The organism is Williamsia sp. Y853 (genome assembly GCF_056786495.1).
Map to the genome: position 1 here is coordinate 362039 of NZ_JBXCJC010000004.1, position 19238 is coordinate 381276.

A 19238-nucleotide genomic window follows, 5' to 3' on the forward strand; every position below is an offset into this window, starting at 1 on the left:
CACTCAGCCGGGCCTGCGCTGCAGGGAGCGCAGCACGTTGTCCAGCGCCGCCTGGATGTCGGCGACCTCGATCCGCATGAGGGCATCGTCGTCGAGGTCGGTCAGATCGATCTCGCCGCTGGTCAGGCGATGCTCGCGTTCTTCCTCGGCGCTCTCCACCACGTTGCGCACAAACCGGCCGTTGCCCGCCAGGTCGATGGAGCGGCGCCCGGCTCCGGATTGGTCTGTTTGGATTTGGTGATAGAGCGGGCCGCAGGCGAACTCGAGTTCCTGCAGCGCCTCCGGGCTCAGCAGCGAATCCCGCTTCCGGGCAAGCAATTCGGCGATACCGGCCAGCTCGGTCGGAGTGTAGGAGTCGAATCGGATGCGTTTGGCGAAGCGGGACGACATGCCCTCGTTGGCGTTCAGTAGTCGATCGATCTCGGCGTCGTAGCCGGCGATGATGACCACGAGCCGGTCACGGTCGTCTTCCATTCGGGCGAGCATGGTGTCGACGGCTTCACGTCCGAACGCGTCACCGCCGGACAGGCCGCTCTGGATCATGGTGTAGGCCTCGTCGATGAACAGGACGCCGTCCATTGCCCGGTCGATCACCTCCGAGGTTTTGATCGCCGTGCTGCCGAGGTGTTCGCCGACCAGATCGCGTCGTGAAACCTGCACCACTGCATCAGTTTTGATCAATCCGAGTCCGCAGTAGATCTTCGCCACGATGCGGGCGATGGTGGTCTTGCCGGTTCCGGGTGGACCGGTGAATGCCAGGTGCAGGCTGCGAGGTCCGGTCGCGAGTCCTTTGTCGGAGCGGATCTTGGCCAGTTTTGCAGCGGACTCCAGTTTGGCGACTTGGGTTTTGACGGACTCCAGGCCGATCTGTTCGTCGAGTTCGGCCCGGGCGGTCGCCAGCAATCCCGGGTCGCCGCCGTCGGTGCCGGGGACCGGTGAGTCGGGCACAGATGTCGGATCCCACTTGTCGGTGCGCGCGTCGATCTCTTCGGCTGTGTTGATCACCAGCCGGAATCGTGGATCGGACAGGGCCTTGGCGTTGGCCGCGAACGACGGGTCGCGGGAGTAGACGGCTTCGAAGCGTTCGCGTGCCGCTGTTTCGGAGCCCTGCTCGCGCAGTGCCAGGCCGTGGGTGAACATCGCCGCGGTGGCCGCGGAGGGGATCGGGCCTTCCTGGGCGGCCTCGAGCCGCCGGACACCTTCGGCGAACAAACCCATCTGCACACACGCCGAACCGGCCATGAGATCGGCTCCGGCGTTCATGTAGGCGTCAGACCACGAGGCCGACTCGGACAGCGACGTCAGGACATCGGGCCATCGCTGGGTCTTGAAGTGCAGGCTGGCCCGCAGGTAATCGATGATGGGCGCCCGCCCGGCGACGGTGGCGGCGGCCTCGTCGAGCGCGTCTTCGGCGCCTTGATGGTCGGCGCCTGCGATGAGGGTGGCGGCGTAGGCGGTGATGGCCTCGGTCCGGTCGGCGAGTGGATAGTCGATGTACAAGCCGGTCGAGAAGCGTCCCGCCAGGGTGCGGGCGGGCAGGCCGAGTCGTCGCTGCTGCGCACCGAGAGTCGCGCGGGTCCGGTACAGCTGCAAGATCACGGCGGGGGAGTTGTCGCCGCAGGCGAGCCGTCCGAGCCAGGCGTCGGCGAGCGTCGGGTCCCATTCGGTGGCCCGGGTGAATGCGAGTGTGGCCTTGTCCCGGTCGGGTGGGTACTGCTCGGTGTCGACCGGGATGCCGAGGCTGAGCACCGCGAAGTCGAACAGCCGGCGTGCTTTGGCGACGGCCGAGCGAGAGCCCGGTGTAGTTGCCCTGTCATTCATGATGACCCCCGTGTCCCCCCTCACGCGCCACCCCCGGCGCGCGAGGCACAGACTACCCGGCACCTGGCCGGTTCGGGTCTCCGAGAGCACAGAGAACTGTGCAGTTGGCCGGCCCTCGGAGACGGCGTGGTCAGCGGGCGGCGCGGCACCACCTAGACTGTTCTCGTGAGTGCAGACCTAGATACCGTTTCTGTCGCCGCCGATACCCCTGATCAGTCGCAGCCATATCGTGAGCTGGGCCTGAAGGATGATGAGTATCAGCGGATCCGCGAGATCCTTGGTCGCCGTCCGACCGCCGCCGAATTGGCGATGTACTCGGTGATGTGGTCCGAGCATTGCTCGTACAAGTCATCCAAGGTGCACCTGCGCTACTTCGGCGAGACCACGACCGACGAGATGCGGTCATCGATGCTCGCCGGGATCGGTGAGAACGCCGGCGTTGTCGACATCGGTGATGGCTGGGCGGTCACGTTCAAGGTCGAATCGCATAACCATCCGTCGTACGTCGAGCCGTATCAGGGTGCCGCGACCGGTGTCGGTGGCATCGTCCGCGACATCATGGCGATGGGTGCCCGTCCGATCGCGGTCATGGATCAGCTTCGCTTCGGTGCGGCCGATGCCCCCGACACCCGCCGGGTGGTCGACGGTGTGGTCCGCGGCGTCGGCGGTTACGGCAACTCTCTCGGCCTGCCGAACATCGGCGGCGAGACGGTCTTCGATGCGTCGTACGCGGGCAATCCGTTGGTCAACGCGCTGTGTGCCGGTGTCATGCGGGTCGAAGACCTGCATCTGGCGTTCGCGTCGGGTGCAGGCAACCGGATCATCCTGTTCGGCGCCCGGACCGGTCTCGACGGTATCGGCGGTGTGTCCGTCCTTGCGTCGGAGACGTTCGACGACAGTGCCGGTGGCCGACCGAAGAAGCTGCCTGCGGTCCAGGTGGGCGATCCGTTCACCGAGAAGGTGCTGATCGAGTGCTGCCTTGATCTCTACAAGGCCGGCATCGTCATCGGTATCCAGGATCTCGGTGGTGCCGGACTGTCTTGTGCGACCTCGGAATTGGCTGCGGCCGGCGACGGTGGCATGCACATCGAACTCGAAAAGGTGCCCATGCGGGCCACCGGCATGACCCCGGCCGAGGTCCTCTCCAGCGAGTCGCAGGAGCGGATGTGCGCGGTGGTCGCCCCTGAGAACGTCGAGGCGTTCATGGAGGTCTGCCGCAAGTGGGACGTGCTGGCCACCGATATCGGTCAGGTCACCGACGGCGAACATCTCGAGATCACCTGGCACGGCGAAACCGTGGTCGACGTACCGCCGCGCACCGTGGCACACGACGGACCGGTCTACGAGCGTCCGGTCACCCGTCCGGATTGGCAAGACGATGTGATCGCTTCGAGCACAAAAGATCTCAAGCGTCCGGTGTCGCCGGATGAGTTGCGGGCCACCCTGCTGGAGATGATCTCGTCACCGGCTCTGTGTAGTCGTCGGTTCATCACCGAGCAGTACGACCGCTACGTCCGCGGCAACACCGTGCTGGCCGAGAATGCCGATTCCGGAATGATCCGCATCGACGAATCCTCCGGTCGCGGAATCGCTTTGGCAACCGACGCCTCCGGTCGTTACACCTATCTCGATCCGTACCGCGGCGCGCAGCTGGCACTGGCCGAGGCCTACCGCAACGTCGTGGTCAGTGGCGCCACCCCCAAGGCGGTCACCAACTGCCTCAACTTCGGTTCGCCCGAGGACCCGGCCGTGATGTGGCAGTTCCAGCAGGCCGTCCGCGGATTGGCCGACGGCTGTGCGCAACTGGGCATCCCGGTCTGCGGCGGCAACGTCAGCTTCTACAACCAGACCGGCGCCACGGCGATCCTGCCCACCCCTGTGGTCGGTGTCCTGGGAGTGATCGATGATGTCCGTCGGCGGATCCCGACCGGCTTCGGAACCGAGATCGGCGAAACGCTGATCCTGTTGGGTGACACGCACGACGAGTTCGACGGATCGATCTGGTCGCAGGTCGCGCACGATCATCTCGGTGGCACGCCGCCCGCCGTCGACCTCGAGCGTGAGCGTCTGTTGGGCGAAATCCTCACCGCCGCATCGCGTGACGGTCTGGTGTCGGCAGCGCATGACCTGTCCGAGGGTGGCCTCGCGCAGACCGTGATCGAGGCCGCGCTGGCGGGTGAGACCGGATGCCGGATCGTGTTGCCCGAGGGCGCCGATCCGTTTGTCTGGCTGTTCTCCGAGTCGTCCGGCCGGGTACTGGTCGCGGTGCCGCGCTCCGAAGAGGTGCGCTTCTGCGGGATGCTCGATGCCCGGCAGATGCCGTGGACTCGCATCGGTGTCGTTGATCAGGGCAGCGACTCCGTCGAGGTCCAGGATGCCTTCACCGTGCCGCTCACCGAGTTGCGCGAGGCCTTCGAGGGAACGCTTCCCAAACTCTTCTCCTGACCCCGATGATGTGCTCTTTTGGCGGTCCCCACCTGGGGTTTTGTTCGCCAAAAGGGCACATTTTCGGTTGTGGGCAGGCTAGGGTGAACGCGTTCTAGTTCCTGCGTTCGGAGGTCTGTGGTGTCGTTGCGTGTTGTGGTGTGGTCCACCGGAACCATCGGAAAACTGGCGATAGCGGGGGTTCTGGCCCGCCCCGAGCTCGAATTGGTCGGGGTATGGGTGTCGAACCCGGACAAGGTCGGCAAGGACGTCGGCGAACTGGCCGGACTCGGCCGAGACCTCGGTATCGCGGCCACCGATGACAAAGAAGCGCTGTTGGCGCTGCGGCCCGATTGCATCGTGCACGGCGCGATGACCGACGACCGCATCATGGAAGCGATCGACGACCTCATCGGGTTCCTCGAGGCCGGGATCAATGTGGTCTCCTCCGGTCCGGTCGCCCTGGTGTACCCCGACGGTGTGCTGCCGGCAGAGCTCAACGAGCGCATCCGCAGTGCGGCCCGCGGTGGCAATGCCACCCTGCACGTCAACGGTATCGATCCGGGCTTCGCCAATGATGTTCTGCCGCTGGCGATGACGTCGCTCTCGAAGCGGATCGACGAGCTGCGCGTCGCCGAGATCGCCGACTATTCGACGTACTACCAGCCGATGACCATGACCGAGTTGTTCGGCTTCGGCAAACCGATGGACACCCAGTCGATGCTGTGGATGCCGGGAGTTCTGTCGCTGGCCTGGGGGCCGGTGGTGCGACAACTCGCGGCCGGTCTCGACGTGACCCTCGATGAGCCGCTGGTGGAGAAGATCGACCGTCGTCCGGCGGAGAACGACTACGACATCGCCTCCTGTCACATCGCCAAAGACACTATGGCCGCGGTGCGTTTCGAGGTGATCGGGACCGTGAACGGAGTGCCGCGCATCGTCCTCGAACACGTCACCCGGACACAGCGCGATGCTCAGCCCGAATGGCCGAGCCCGGGCAACGGCGATGGCTGCTACCGCATCGAGATCAAAGGCGACCCGGTGATGACTGTCGACTTTGTACACCACGGCGAGAACGGTGACCACAACGATTCCGGAATGTTGGTCACCGCAATGCGTTTGGTGAACGCGGTGGAAGCCGTGGTGGACGCGCAGCCCGGACTGCTCACCGCGATCGACCTCCCGCAGATCACCGGTCGTGGACTGGTGACCAAGGACTGAGCCGATCGCATCGATCCTCACGCACTCGAATTCCCGCCGCCCACCGGCAAGTGCCGATGGGTGGTGGGAGTTCGGCTGCGATGGGCGGTCAGGCGAAAGCTCTCGCCCGTCGCGGCACCGTGATCGGCCGGCGCCGCTGGAGTTGCCCGGTGTCGACGAGGAAGTCGGCGTAGTCGCGCATCGTTGTGGCGACAGATCTTGGTGCATAACCCAATTCGGAGCGAGCCTTCGTTCCGTCGACCACGGGCTGGGCCTCCAACGAACCAAGTGCAGCCTTGGATACGAGGTCGGAACCGAACAACTTGCAGATCGGTTCGGCCACGGGCAGGATCGCCTGCACCCAGCCCATCGGGAAGGCGTGGGCCGGACCGCGGCGCCCGGCTTCGCGAGCCACCATCCGAAAGGCCTCGATCATCTCGACCATTTCGCCGGTGAGTAGGTAGTTTTCGCCGCAGACGCCGCGTTCGCCGGCCAGGATCAGCCCGGCCGCGACATCTCGGACGTCGACCAGATCGAAGCCGCCGGTGATGAGTGCGGGAACACGACCACGCGCAGAATCACGCAGCATTCCGTTGATTCGCGAATACGGTGCATGATCGGCGGGACCGTACACCGCGGTGGGATTGCAGATGACGGCGTCGAGACCGCGGGCGATGACCCGGTGCAGTTCCTGCTCGCCTGCCCACTTGGAGCGGTCATACACCGGGAGCGCCGGATTGTCGGATCGGACCGACACCTCGTTGATCTGTCCGCCGCACAGGTATTGGTCGAACGAATGGATCGAACTGCAGTGCACCATCCGCCGGACCCCGGCAGCGAGCGCGGCCTCGGCAACATTCCGGACGCCTTCGGTGTTGATGCGCCAGGCGTTCTCGTCGTTGTGGCGCAGGGTGATGACCGCGACCAGGTGGTACACGATATCGACTCCGTCGAAAGCGGTGGTCAGGGCCGCTGGGTCGAGGATGTCGGCGCTGACCCATTCGACGCCTGCGATGTCGGGAGCTGTGGCCGGCTGTTGTCGATCGATCGCCACCACGGTGTCGCCGCGGGTGACCAACTGGTCGAGGAGATTACGACCAACAAACCCGGCAGCGCCGGTCACAGCAACTTTCATCAGGATCACTTTCGGTTGAGTGGCAACAAGTCGCCGACTTCGACATCTAGAACGTGTTCTACTTTGAGAGTAGAACACGTTCTAGATTTGAGGAAGATGGTGTCAACCGATGGCGACATACGGCCGGGATCGGATGCTTTCACTTGTTGAACGTTCGCCGGCCGCCGCTGGTGCCCACGACCGCGACGAGTGGGTCGGATTGTTCGTCGACGGTGGCGTCGTCAACGATCCGGTGGGGTCACGGATTCACTCGGGCGGCTCCGAGATCCGGCGCTTCTATGACACCTTCATCGGTCCACGGAACATCACCTTTCATCGCGACGCCGACTTCGTGGTGGAGCGCACCGTCGTTCGTGACCTCGAACTGGAAGTCGAGATGTCGCCGAAGGTGACGCTGCGGGTACCCGTCTTCATTCGGTACGACCTGTCTGAGTGCGGAGACGATCTGCGCATCACGCGGCTTGCGGCCTATTGGGAACTGCCGGGGATGATCAGGCAGTTCGCGCGCTGTGGTGTGGCCGCGGTGCCGGTCGGCGCGAGGCTGACCGCAGCATTGCTTCGGAATCAAGGTGTCCGGGGCGCAATCGGATTTGCCGAGGGGTTTCGGCGGGTCGGTGCCACGGCGAAGGCGACCGTCGGGAAGTTCCTCGACGCCGCGGCACGGGGGGATCTGGCGACCGCTCGCCGGCATCTGGATCCCACCGCGCCAGTTGTGGTGCTCGGTGGTGACGCCGTCGGCGTTGATCACGTCATGGGATCGCTCCGGGGCGTCCGGTCGCACAAGCTGCTGGCGGCAGGCAACACGGTCGCCGTCGCTCTGGTCGTCGGCGATCGGAAGGGTGTCGGCCTCTTTGTGTTTGGGGCCGATCGCGCGCGGATATCGGCCGTCGAGCTGGTGTTCGATGAGTGATCGAGGGCACTTGCGCTGACGGATTGCCGTTGCGGGCCTAAAGTCTGGTCCATGGCTGCACCGCTTTCCACACCAGGCGTCTTCGGTCCCGACGATCTCGAGGGCCTGGTCTGGTTTTATGACATGTATGGATATGCCACCCTGCGGGGTGCGTTGAGTGCGTCCGACGTCGACGCCATCGAATCGGAATGTGTTGCTGCGCAACGTGGTGTGATCGCCGGGGAAATGGATGCCCGATACGGGTCGACCATATTCCTCGATGAGGCCGCCAAAGCCGAGAAGTTTGCCAACTATGTCGAATACGTCAGCGAGGTATCGCCCGCTGTTGATTCCGCGATCACCGGTCCGGTGATGCGGCACGTCATGAACCGACTGCTCGGCCCCGATTCCTGGTTACGCGAACATGAGCAATACGGCGTTGTCTATCAGGATGCCCGTCCCGGCAAGGAATCCGGATACACCCGGATCGGATGGCATTCGGATTGGCAGTCCAGCCCCAGTCTGGACGTCTGGCCCGGTACGGCATTCACCCTGCACGTCGACGGAACCAGTCCGGCCAACGGCTTCCTGCGGGTGGTGCCGGGCAGCCATCTGTGGGACACCCCGGCTCCGTACCGCAACGTCAACGGCGTACCCGTTCCGGATACTGCCCAGGCTTCCGGCGGACGGACCAGCCGTAAGCCACCTTTCGAGATGCCGCTGGGTTTCGAGAAGATCCGCGGTGAGGTCGGGATCTACGCCGAACGCGGCGACATCATCTTCCACGACGCCTATCTCTGGCACTCCGCGGCCAGGGCCACCGACGACAACACCCAACGTCGGCATGTCCGCGGCGGCTACTTCGGCGGCACCAAACCTGCTGCGGGAGTAGAAGAGTTCATCAAGAACGCGGCACGGTAGCCAGTCGCGTCGGGGATCAGGTCGGCACGATGTTCTGATTGATCCGAAAGAGGTTGTGCGGGTCGTACTTCCGCTTGATCTCGACGAGCCGATCGTAGTTGCCGCGGTAGGCGGCCTGAACGCGCTCGCGACCTTCGTCCATCATCATGTTCACATAGCCGCCGCCTGCAGAGGTCGGGTGCAGTTCCTCCCAGTAGTTCTTGGCCCACTCTGTGATGCGTCCCAGATTGGCGGGATCGGGATCGATGCCTGCGATGACTCCGTTCCATCCGCCGTTGCGGTAGGGGAAGGCGGTTGCGTCCGCGGCGACACGCTCGGCAGCGCCGCTGATCGGATACAGGTGCATTGTCGACAGAGACGACGGGAGGGCTTCGCCGTACCGGTGGTGAAGTGAGATCGCGGTATCGGTGATCTCCTCGAAGATGTCGGCCTTCCAGTACCACTGCAAGCCCGTGGGCAGCAGGCCGTCGAACGCGCTCTGAAGCACGGGAAACGGCATCGGTGCCAGGCCGAACAGAAGCGGTGAGCCGAAGTCCCGAACAGGCGCCAAGACCTGGTCTGCCTGCTGGTGCGGCCCCGAATAACACCACACGATCCCGCAGACCTTTCGGCCCCACAGCTCCTCGGGGAAGGGTGGCCCGCCGGGCACCTCCAGGACACCGATCCAGCCGTTCAGCTCGTCGGGCAGCGTCGGGATGAGGTCGCGGTACCACCTGAAGACCTCCTCGGCATCGGCAATGTCGTAGAGGACCGGCCCACCGATGACCTCGCCGGCGTCACCCACCGGGTGAGATTGAAATGTGAACGAGGTGACCACGCCGAAGTTGCCGCCACCGCCGCGCAGCGCCCAGAACAGATCGGGTTGGCTGTCGGCGCTTGCGGTCACAAAGGACCCATCGGCCAACACAACGTCGGCGGATAGTAGATTGTCGATGGTCAGCCCGAAATGCCTTGTGAGATAACCGGTACCACCACCTAGTGTCAGTCCTGCAACTCCGGTTGTGGAGACGAAACCGGACGGTGTGGCCCTCCCGAATGCCGCGTTGGCATGATCCACGTCGCCCCAGGTGCATCCGGCGTCCACGCGTATGGTGCCTGCCTTCGGGTCGACGGTGGTAGAGCGCTGCGTGCGGAAGTCGATCACCAGGGCGTCATCCCACACGCTGAACCCGGCACCGTGGTGACCGCCGCCGCGGACCGCGATGGGGATCTGATGGCGGCGCGCAAAGTTGACGCAGGCGATCACGTCGGCGACATCCGCGACGCAGGCAACAGCCGCCGGGTGGCGGTCGATGGCCCCGTTGTAAACCTTCCGCACCTCGTCGTATTCAGGGTCCCCGGGACCGATCAGCGGACCGCGAACGGTCTGGCGTAACTCGGAGATGACGGCATCCGGGGTGGCTTCGATAGCGGACATTTGGTGCGCTCCTTCTGTACGGACTCACATGGTGGGAGACTGGGTAGTTGAACGGTACGAAGCAGCGGTGACGTGCGGGAATGCCCAATACGCCGAAGGACTTGCCCGTACGTCCACGGAGCGACTCGGTCTTTGCCGCACGTCCGGGAGAGTTGTCCGATCGTCCGGGAGTCACGCCATGGACGTCCTATCCGACGTTTTGCTCGCTGTGCGGTTGACCGGTGCGGTGTACTTCGACATCGATGCCCGTTCGCCCTTCGTTCTCGAGAGTCCGCCCACCGATGTGATCGCTGCCAAGATCGCGACGGACGCCGAACATCTGATCGCCTTCCACGTCTTGACTCTTGGTTCTTGTTGGGTCGAGACGGTCGACGAGCCCGAACCCGCGCAGTTGCTGCGGGCCGGTGAGATGGTGATCGTCTCCAGCGGCGAGGCACACCTGCTCGCATCGGCTCAAGGCCTCCGCGGGCAGCCGGACCTGTCTCGGTACTACCGGCCGTTGACTGAAGCCCTGCCGTTCGTCATCGACATCAACGGCGACACCAACGCCGATCGCTGTCGGATCGTGTGTGGCTACTTCGCCTGTGACCGGCATCCGTTCAACCCGTTGCTCGAATCGTTGCCGAGAATGGTCCACGCCCCCGTGTCGAGTCGTAGCTGGGGTTGGATGTCGCGGCTGCTCGACGCGGCCATCGAGGCGAGTGACGGTCGCAACGCCGGGCAGGAGGCGATGCTGGCGAAATTGTCGGAATTGATGTTCGTGGAAGCGCTCCGTGCACACATCGACGGGTTGACTCCGGACGCTCGCAACTGGGCGGCCGGCATTCGCGACCCCGACGTCGGTTCGGCACTGCGGCTCATCCACGGTCGGTTCGCCGAGCCGTGGACGCTCGAAGGCCTGGCCCACGAGGTGGCGATGTCCCGATCGTCGTTTGCCGATCGGTTCACCGCCTACGTGGGGGTGCCGCCGATGACCTACCTTGCCCGATGGCGGTTCCAGCTCGCTGCGCGATTGCTGCAGAACGGTTCACTCAGTGTTGCGCAGGCCGCGAATGCTGTTGGATATCAATCCGAATCGGCCTTCAACCGGGCCTTCAAACGCTCTGTCGGGGAAGCTCCGGGCGCTTGGCGACGAAAGGGCGCGGGAGATGTGGCGCTGTGCGCGGATGACTGGTCGGGCCGCAGGTCGTGGACCTCGGTTGAGTGACCAGTTACTGGCGCCGAGATTTCGTTTTACCCCATCTTGCTGGACATTTTCAATGCCGCAATCGGGTGTCTGATTTTTGATGGACCGCGCGCCGCGATAAAAAGATCAAACCGAAATGGTGGGGTTACGCGGTGCATTGCGACGAGTCGATTAGACGTAACGCAAAAGAAACCACCTGACGGCAGATTGTATGCAAGACTCACTATCGGCAACCTGCACAGCATCGTTGGGACCCCAGAGCGGGTGAAAATTGGGACTCTGGAAAGGATTTGGCATGCAAGTACGGACGCAGTGCATGCAACGCGTGGACCTGGACTCCGGTCCACTCCTCGGTGGCAGAATCTGGTCGGGGTGCATTCGTGGCGGCCTGCAACTTTAGGTGGCATCTTTTTGCAGCCATGAATATGTCGTCTATTTCTAACTGAAGACACCCGGAAACTCTTTACTGATTCTTTACTTTCGTGAAGTTGTGGAGTGGCTGATGCATGTCTGGAACCGATCTATCCGGGTGAAATTCCCCTACCCCTCAAATGTCCGCTACTGGTTAAGGAAACGGAAATGGCAAACAAGCAGCAGGTCGGCGTGAAACCTGGGGGACAGGCCGACACTGAAATCGATGTACTCGGCGAGCGTGTGATGCGAAAAGTGTCGCGCCGTTTGATCCCGTTCATCGCGGTTCTGTTCTTCATCAACTACGTGGATCGAACGAATATTGCGTTCGCAAAGTTGGAAATGAGTGCGGACCTGGGTCTCAGCGAGGCTGCCTACGGCCTCGCCGCCGGTCTGTTCTTCATCGGGTATTTCTTGTTCGAGATCCCGAGCAACCTGGCCTTGCACAAGTTCGGTGCGCGCCGATGGGTTGCCCGGATCATGGTGACCTGGGGCATCGTTGCCATGGCAATGGCCTTTGTGAACAGTGAAGGTGCGCTGTACGTCGTGCGAATCCTCCTCGGGATTGCCGAGGCGGGCTTCTATCCAGGTGTCATCTTGTACTTGACATTTTGGTTCCCGCGACGCCAGCGGGCCAAGGCGATTGGACTGTTCGCGCTCGCGGTTCCGGTATCCGCGGTGGTCGGAGCTCCGGTGTCCACGGCCATCATGCAATACAGCCATGACTTCATGGGATTCTCGGGTTGGCGCATCATGTTCCTGGTCGAGGGCGTGCCCGCGGTGATCCTGGGAATCGTGTGCTGGTTCTATCTGACCGACCGGCCTGCGGACGCGAAGTGGCTCGACACAGAAGAGCGTGAGTGGCTGACAGCAACGATGGATGCGGATGCAAAGGAAACCGAAGCCGGAAATCCGTGGACTCTCCGACGCGTCCTGACCAGTCCACTCGTACTCGGACTCGCACTCGTGGAATTCGGTGTCGGCTACGGGATTTACGCACTCAGCTTCTTTCTGCCGTCGATCATCGCCGGATTCTCGGAGACGTTCGGGACCGATTTCAACCTGTTTCAGACCGGCCTCATCACGGCCATCCCGTTCTTCTTCGGAGCGCTGGCGATGGTGTATTGGACGCGACATTCGGATCGGAAGTATGAGAGGGCGTGGCACGTCGCGGCACCGGTATTCCTTGCCGGGCTCACTGTCCCCATCGCGCTCTATCTGGGATCGCCGATCGCTGTCATGGTCGTGATCTCTCTGACCGCAATCGGAGTGTTTGCTGCCTACCCGGTCTTTTGGACGATCCCTGGCGAGTTCCTGACCGGAGTCGGAGCGGCCGCCGGAATTGCGTTGATCAACTCGCTCGCGAACCTATCCGGATTTGCTGCGCCCTACATAACCGGAGGACTCACCGACGCCACTGGCTCGGAGAACAGCGGAATGTGGGTCGCCGGCGGCGTGCTGATCTTTGCCGGCCTGACGATGGTCGGGCTCAAGGTGAGTGGGTTGCTGGATCCGGCCAAGCATGCACAATCGTTCGAGCCGGAGCCGGTGGTCACCCGGTAGCGGACAGCGTGGCCCGGACGTGACAGAAGGTCGCGTGCAGGTTCACCGGGTGCGGCCGGGCAGACCGAGGGGTGTCACAGATCCCAGGTGTGCACGGCCGCACCATCGTGCATGCGTTCGATGTACTCACTGAGCATGCCGCTCAGTGCAACGTCGCGGCTGTCGCCGGCCTCTTCCCTGGCTGCCACACACGCACGTTGCCACACCGAACCGGTTTGCCCGGTGACCGCGCGGCCCTCGATGATGGCCAGGTATCGGTCGCGGACGTCGGCCGCGACACCGAATGCCTGCAAACCTTCTTCCGCGAGTGGCAGCAACCGGCGCAACACCAACTCATCGGGTTGTACCCATCCGACTGTCGGCCAATACAGTTGGCAATCCATACCGTCGCGCGCTGCGGTGTGGAGATTCTCTGCTGCTGCATTGAACGTCATCTGTGACCAGATCGGACGATCGGCGTCGACGAGTCCGCGCAGGGCCCCGTAGTAGAACGCTGTATTTGCCATGACGTCGAGTACGGTCGGTCCGGCAGGCAGGACACGATTTTCGATGCGCAGATGCGCCTGCCCGTCGACGACGTCGTAGACCGGTCGATTCCACCGGTACACGGTTCCGTTGTGCATTCGGAGTTCGGTCAGTTCAGGTATCTCACCGGCTTCCAACTGTGCCAGCGGGTCGTCGTCCGACACCACCGGTAGCAAGGCTGGAAAGTACCGGGTGTTCTCCTCGAAAAGGTCGAATATGGTTGTGATCCAACGTTCTCCGAACCAGACCCGCGGCCGGACTCCCTGGTTGATGAGCTCTTGTGGGCGGGTGTCGGTGGCCTGTTCGAAAACCGGGATGCGGCTCTCGTGCCACAGGGCCTTGCCGGCCAGGAACGGCGAGTTGCCTGCGAGTGCCACCTGCACCCCGGACAGCACCTGAGCGGCATTCCAATGGTCGGCGAAGCTCTCGGGGGCAACACGCAGATGCAATTGCAGCGACGTGCACGCGGCCTCGGGCAGGATCGAATCGATCGATGTCTGCAGACGGTCGGGACGGTCGCCGGGCACCAGTGGCACACCGGTGATGTCGAGTTCGATGTCCTCGCCGCGGGCAGCAAAGATCTGCTGGTTCAACAGGTCATAGCGTGGGTTCGCCGAAATCCACTGATGCGCAAAGTGCTCTTGCCGCAGGGTTGGCAGCATGCCGATCATCACCAGATGGTTATCGGTGGTCGCGGCCTTGGCCTCGGCCTGATTGAGCGAATCGCGCAGGCTTGATTCGAGCGAGACGGTGTCGGCGCCGACGAAGGGTCTCGGTGCCACATTGATCTCGATGTTGAACTGGCCCAACTCGGTCTGGTAGTCGGGATCGGCGATCGCTTCGAGCACCGTTGCGTTCGACATCGCCGGATTCATCGCACGGTCAACAAGATTGAGTTCGACTTCCATGCCGAGCAACGGTTCGGGCGGATTACCCTGGTCGGTGAACAGTCCGTCCGCGAGCATGCGGGCGACCGCCTCCGTACAGTTTCCGACCTGCTGACGAAACCGTCGTCTGTCCTCGCGGCTGAATTCGCGCTTGCCGACATCCGTGCCCATCGTCCCATCGTGCCACGGAATGCCGGGTGCACGTGGATGTCCGGTCGCGGGTGGACGTCAGCCGCCGAGTACTGTCTCGAGGCGCTGGGCACAGATGTCGGCGAGATCGATACCGTCGAGTTCGAGTTTCGTGTTGAGCCTGATCAGGGGAACGGCCAGAAGTAGCGCAGCGGTGACATCGTTGAACAGCATATTTGTCGGCCGCGTTCCGGTGAGTCGCTCGTATCGTTCGAATGTCGCTTCGCGTGACGGCGTTCCGCTCACCGAACTGTGGTTCTCCAGCGGACTGCTGACCCAATCGGTTAGAAACATCCATGCGAGGTCGGCACCCGGGTCTCCCAGGTAGGCGATCTCCCAATCGAGGGCAGCGACAGGATGGTGGTCGGTGTTGGCGTAGAGGACGTTCGACATCCGGGAATCGCCCCAGCACAACGTGACTCGAGAAGGTTCGTACAGATGGTTGTCGGCCCAATCGAGTGCCTGCGCCAAGCCTGGATGTAGGGGACCGCCGTCGCCTGCCCAATTGAGCGCGTATCTCAGGAAGTTGACCAAACGCTGCGGTGGCGTCGTGCCGAACTTGCTGAGATCCAGGAAACCCAGGCGCCTTTCGGTGGTGTCGATCTGGTGGACCCGGGCGATCAGGTCGACGCATCCGTTCCATAGCCGTGCCCGGCCCACATCGTCGGTGTCGGCAAAGATGCCCTGTTGGTGGTATGCGGGTACGTCACTGACGGTGACGACGTCATCGATGCGGTCCATGACGAAGTAGGGCGTGCCCAAATCGATTCCCTCTGCGTCGATCCACCGCATTCTCGGTACCGGGACCGCGGAATCGGCGAGTCGTTCCATCACCAGGTATTGCCGCCGGAGATCGAAGTCCGGCAGGACCGCGAAGTCGGGTGGTCGCCGGAACACCAGTCCCTGCGATTCCGGTTGTGCGGTCGCTGTCGGTTCAATGTCAACGTCAACCAGATCGAACAGGTACGTCTCGGTGGAAAAACCCTGTTCGGCGGCTCTCCAGTTGGCGATGGTCGCGCGATTGGCGGACGGAAACCTGTGTCGTAGTACGGCTTCGAGTGCAGCCGGGAGCTCATCGGCCGACAACCGTGACGGCAACACCGGCGTCACCAGCCCGTGTATCCGTAGCGCGGATAGGCGCCCATGAAGACCATCTCGACCAATCCGTGCCCGACCTTGCCATCCATCCGGACCTCGCACAAAGTCTCGCTGAGCATCCGAACGGGCGCCAACGCCTCTGCGTCGTTGGTGTTCACCGTGAAACCGTCGAGGAAGTCGTCACCGCGGTAGTAGCCGCTGGCGTAGCCGTTGTAGTGGTCGTAACCGGCCAGCCCGGGCCAGAAGTCGGTCATCGGGCGCACCTCGATGGTGCTGGTCGAACGGTCTCCACGGACGATCGTGAACGTTCCACCGGACACAACGCGCGCATCATCACGGAACTTGAGGTCGTGCTCGACATCGATGATCGCCTCGTGTGGGCGCCCGGAATCGATGGGGTAGAGCAGTTCACCCTCGAACTGCCATCTCGACCCGTCGCTGTTCTCGCGCTGCGCGAAATGCACCAGCTCGTCGTCGAATTGGAAGATCCCCATGTAGTAGAGGACACCTTCGGGCAGATCGGTGGGCTGGAGTTCGGTGCCATCGGGGAGGCCGCCGCCCCCGCCTCTGCGGATCCCCCACGAGTGGTCACGGCCGAACCACCAGCGCTGCGGATCGATTTCGATGCGCTCACCGTCGATGTCGATCCAGCCTTCGACCAGACCGTTCTGATAGAACCGGCGGGCGTCCTCCGAGACGCGCCCGCGGACCCGATGAAACGCGGCGGTCTGCTCGTAGGCGTCGAATTGTCCGGTCATGCTCAAATCCAGGCTCAATCCCTGGCTGTTAGGGGAGATCTGAGTTCGCACCCGGCGCAACGGTTCTTGGATTGTGTAGGTGTATGGGCCGATCGTGTATTCCCCGAGTCCGCCGGTCTGGGGATTGAGTGTGGTGGACATTCGGATCACCTTGGCCGGGCCGTTGCGTTTGGTGATCATCGCATAGGCATCGGTCACGTTGCGGTTGGGGTAGCGGGCCATTCCGGTCATCACATTGATGTCGCCGGATTTGTCGAATCCGTACATCACAACGCGTTCCACCCAGCGCAGATCACTCTGCGATACGTGGTCGAACGTGGTCGGCAATTGGTGAGCCAAGATCTCGTCGTTGGGTGTCAACACGGCGCAGTCTCCTTCTTCGGGGCGACCTCTGGGGGCGACGGACAATACGTTAGGGCATGGAACGTAATTGAATGGTCGTTTTGCGGTACTTTCATCGGGTGACCACTTCTGCCCAGCCGCAACCCGGTCGTCCACGTGATCCTCAGAAGGACGTCGATGTCCTTCAGGCCGCGCGGGATCTACTGGTCGAGGGCGGCTTTCAGGCGGCGACGATTACCGCGATCGCCCGGCGCTCGGGGGTGGGGGCGCCGACCATCTACCGCCGGTGGGCACGCCGGGAGGCGCTGATCGAGGACGCCGCATTCGGCACGGCCGAATCGGGTGTGGTCCCACAGGCCACCGGTGACCTGTGGGACGACCTGCGGACCTGGGCATTGCTGTTCTTGCAGCATTTCGCAAATCCCGTTGCGCGAGCGGCGATTCCGGGTCTCATGCTGGCCTACCAGCATGAGGAGGATCTCTACGAGCGTCTCGTCAACCGATCTGAGCGCGACGTCCGGATCATGATGCGGGATCTACTGCGCGGCGACCTACCCGAGATGCCCGCGAAGGCGCTGGAGAAGCGGGCCGACGCGGTCTTCGATCTCCTTGTTGCGACAACGGCCATCCGAGCGTTGACGGTTGGTCTGACCGGGCAGGAGGCGTTCTGTGACCGGACTGCGGACGCGCTCACGGCGTTGGCCTACTCGACCTGGAAGCCGCGGACCCGGCGTCGCCGAACCTAGGGCCCGGTACCTCGCCTTCGGCTCAGGCCAACGTCTCGGTCAACTTGCCGTCCGCCAGTTGCCAGCGCCGCGTGGCCCGGACGGTGGCCAGCATTCGCCGGTCGTGGGTCACCAACAGGACTGTGCCGGAAAAGGATTCAACCGCCTGCTCCAGCTGCTCGATGGCAGGTAGGTCCAGGTGGTTGGTGGGTTCGTCGAGCACGAGCAAGTTGACACCGCGTGCCTGCAGCAGGGCCAGCGCTGCGCGCGTCCGTTCACCTGGTGACAGCGAGTCGGCTGGGCGGGTGACGTGATGACCCTTCAATCCGAACTTGGCCAGCAAGGTTCGGATGTCCGCATCGGTCTGATCGGGGACCTGGGCGCCGAACGCCTCGGCAAGTGCGGTGTCGCCGGTGAACAATCCCCGAGCCTGATCGACCTCGCCGATCTGCACCCCCGAGCCCAGCGACGCCGAACCCGAGTCGGGTGCCTGCCCGCCGAGGAGCAACGACAGCAGCGTCGACTTTCCGGATCCGTTGGCGCCGGTGATGACAATCCGATCGCCGGCGTCGACCTGGGTGCTGATCGGACCCAGCGTGAACTCGCCACGGGTGAGCGTCGCTTCGTTGAGGGTGGCGACGACGGTGCCCGAACGAGGCGCGGCCGCGATTTCCATGCGGAGCTCCCACTCCTTGCGGGGCTCTGCGACCTCTTCGAGCCGTTCGATGCGACGTTGGGTCTGCCTGGCCTTCGACGCCTGCTTCTCGGTTGATTCCAGCCGCAGGCCCTTGCCGACCTTGTCGTTGTCCTTGGATTTGCGCCGCGCATTGCGGACACCGTGTTCCATCCAATTACGTTGCATCTGAGCGCGATCGGTCAGCGCGTCTTTGGTGTCGGAATACTGGTCGTATGCTTCGCGGGCGTGGCGACGGGCGACTTCACGTTCGACCAGAAAGGCTTCATAGCCACCGGAATACACCGACACCTGCTGCTGGGCGAGGTCGAGCTCGACGATGCCGGTGACCGTGCGTGCCAGGAACTCGCGATCATGACTGACGACGACCATCGGCGTCCGCGAGCTCGACACGAAGTCCTCGAGTTGCGCGAGGCCGTCGAGGTCGAGGTCGTTGGTCGGTTCATCGAGCAGGAGAATGTCGTAGCGCGACAGCAGAAGTGCGGCCAGCCCTGCCCGCGCCACCTGACCACCGGACAACGCCGACATCGGCAGATCGAGGTCGACGGTCAGACCCAGGTCTGCCGCGACCTGATCGGCCCGTTCGTCGAAGTCGGCCCCGCCCAGGTGCAGCCAGCGGTCCAGCGCAGGGGAGTAGAGGTCGTCGCCGCCCTCGCCCAAGGCTTCGGCCGCGGCGTCCATCGCCGACTGTGCCTGTGCGACGCCCGTCCGTCGAGCGAGGAACTGGCAGACTTTCTCGCCCGGCGTCGGTTCCGCTTCCTGCGCGAGGTAGCCGACCTCGGCGTCCGGCGGGCTCAACGTGATGGTGCCGTCGAAGTCGGCTGATCCGACTCCGGCGAGCAGCGTCAGCAGCGTTGATTTGCCGGCGCCATTCGCGCCGACCAGACCGAAGACGTCGCCGTCGGCCACCGTGAGGTCGAGATCGGAGAACAACGTTCGTTCGCCGTGACCGGCTGTGAGTCCGGTGGTGTGCAGGGTGGCGCTGATGGTGGTGACGCTCCTTCGAAATGCAGGTTCTCTTCACGAGGGTAGTCGGTGCGTCATTGCAGACCC

Annotated in this window: 14 protein-coding genes; 7 read left to right on the forward strand and 7 right to left on the reverse strand. The window is 63.4% G+C overall.

Annotated features, from left to right (window positions below; all coding sequences use genetic code 11):
- Window positions 1-3 precede the first annotated feature (3 nt).
- Window positions 4-1821 carry a type VII secretion AAA-ATPase EccA gene (gene eccA / locus AC1TPF_RS22235; protein WP_482145335.1) on the reverse strand — a complete coding sequence of 606 codons (1818 nt, stop codon included), beginning with the start codon at window positions 1819-1821 and terminating at the stop codon, window positions 4-6.
- Between the two features lie 165 nt (window positions 1822-1986).
- Between eccA and purL the strand changes: the two genes are divergently transcribed.
- Together purL and AC1TPF_RS22245 are read left to right on the forward strand one after the other, a co-directional pair.
- Complete coding sequence (purL, locus tag AC1TPF_RS22240) at window positions 1987-4266, forward strand: phosphoribosylformylglycinamidine synthase subunit PurL (RefSeq protein WP_482140750.1); 2280 nt, start codon at window positions 1987-1989, stop codon at window positions 4264-4266.
- Window positions 4267-4386: 120 nt separating this feature from the next.
- Window positions 4387-5466: an NAD(P)H-dependent amine dehydrogenase family protein gene (locus AC1TPF_RS22245; protein ID WP_482140748.1), complete on the forward strand. Its 1080-nt coding sequence runs from the start codon at window positions 4387-4389 to the stop codon at window positions 5464-5466.
- A gap of 88 nt (window positions 5467-5554) precedes the next feature.
- Here the strand turns inward: AC1TPF_RS22245 and AC1TPF_RS22250 are convergent, their stop codons facing one another.
- On the reverse strand, window positions 5555-6580 hold the full coding sequence (locus AC1TPF_RS22250) for an NAD-dependent epimerase/dehydratase family protein (protein ID WP_482145336.1): 1026 nt from the start codon (window positions 6578-6580) through the stop codon (window positions 5555-5557).
- A 109-nt stretch (window positions 6581-6689) separates the two neighbouring features.
- Between AC1TPF_RS22250 and AC1TPF_RS22255 the strand changes: the two genes are divergently transcribed.
- Both AC1TPF_RS22255 and AC1TPF_RS22260 read left to right on the forward strand, forming a co-directional pair.
- Complete coding sequence (locus tag AC1TPF_RS22255) at window positions 6690-7490, forward strand: nuclear transport factor 2 family protein (protein ID WP_482145337.1); 801 nt, start codon at window positions 6690-6692, stop codon at window positions 7488-7490.
- Between the two features lie 51 nt (window positions 7491-7541).
- Window positions 7542-8390: a phytanoyl-CoA dioxygenase family protein gene (locus tag AC1TPF_RS22260; protein WP_482145338.1), complete on the forward strand. Its 849-nt coding sequence runs from the start codon at window positions 7542-7544 to the stop codon at window positions 8388-8390.
- Between the two features lie 16 nt (window positions 8391-8406).
- Here AC1TPF_RS22260 and AC1TPF_RS22265 read toward each other — a convergent pair whose 3' ends face one another.
- The gene (locus tag AC1TPF_RS22265) at window positions 8407-9807 is read right to left on the reverse strand and encodes an FAD-binding oxidoreductase (RefSeq protein WP_482145339.1); all 1401 of its coding nucleotides are present in this window, start codon (window positions 9805-9807) and stop codon (window positions 8407-8409) included.
- Window positions 9808-9985: 178 nt separating this feature from the next.
- On the opposite strand from AC1TPF_RS22265, the gene AC1TPF_RS22270 reads away from it, so the two are divergent.
- Together AC1TPF_RS22270 and AC1TPF_RS22275 are read left to right on the forward strand one after the other, a co-directional pair.
- The gene (locus tag AC1TPF_RS22270; protein WP_482140738.1) at window positions 9986-11014 is read left to right on the forward strand and encodes an AraC family transcriptional regulator; all 1029 of its coding nucleotides are present in this window, start codon (window positions 9986-9988) and stop codon (window positions 11012-11014) included.
- A gap of 558 nt (window positions 11015-11572) precedes the next feature.
- A complete protein-coding gene (locus AC1TPF_RS22275) occupies window positions 11573-12967 on the forward strand; it encodes an MFS transporter (protein ID WP_482140737.1) in 1395 nt (464 codons plus the stop codon).
- Window positions 12968-13041: 74 nt separating this feature from the next.
- Here the strand turns inward: AC1TPF_RS22275 and AC1TPF_RS22280 are convergent, their stop codons facing one another.
- Genes AC1TPF_RS22280 through AC1TPF_RS22290 form a run of 3 tightly spaced genes read right to left on the reverse strand, consistent with a single transcriptional unit; the run spans window position 13042 to window position 16787 of the window.
- Window positions 13042-14550, reverse strand: coding sequence for a glutamate-cysteine ligase family protein (locus AC1TPF_RS22280; protein WP_482145340.1), 1509 nt, complete (start codon window positions 14548-14550; stop codon window positions 13042-13044).
- Between the two features lie 57 nt (window positions 14551-14607).
- Entirely contained in the window at window positions 14608-15678 is a 1071-nt protein-coding gene (locus tag AC1TPF_RS22285; protein ID WP_482145341.1) for a phosphotransferase family protein, read from the reverse strand.
- Window positions 15675-16787: an Rv3169 family protein gene (locus AC1TPF_RS22290; protein WP_482145342.1), complete on the reverse strand. Its 1113-nt coding sequence runs from the start codon at window positions 16785-16787 to the stop codon at window positions 15675-15677. The genes AC1TPF_RS22285 and AC1TPF_RS22290 overlap by 4 nt, the downstream gene beginning before the upstream one ends.
- A gap of 98 nt (window positions 16788-16885) precedes the next feature.
- Here AC1TPF_RS22290 and AC1TPF_RS22295 point away from each other — a divergent pair, with 98 nt between their 5' ends.
- Complete coding sequence (locus AC1TPF_RS22295; RefSeq protein ID WP_482140729.1) at window positions 16886-17512, forward strand: TetR/AcrR family transcriptional regulator; 627 nt, start codon at window positions 16886-16888, stop codon at window positions 17510-17512.
- Window positions 17513-17534: 22 nt separating this feature from the next.
- Here AC1TPF_RS22295 and AC1TPF_RS22300 read toward each other — a convergent pair whose 3' ends face one another.
- Window positions 17535-19172, reverse strand: coding sequence for an ABC-F family ATP-binding cassette domain-containing protein (locus AC1TPF_RS22300; protein WP_482145560.1), 1638 nt, complete (start codon window positions 19170-19172; stop codon window positions 17535-17537).
- Window positions 19173-19238: the final 66 nt, after the last annotated feature.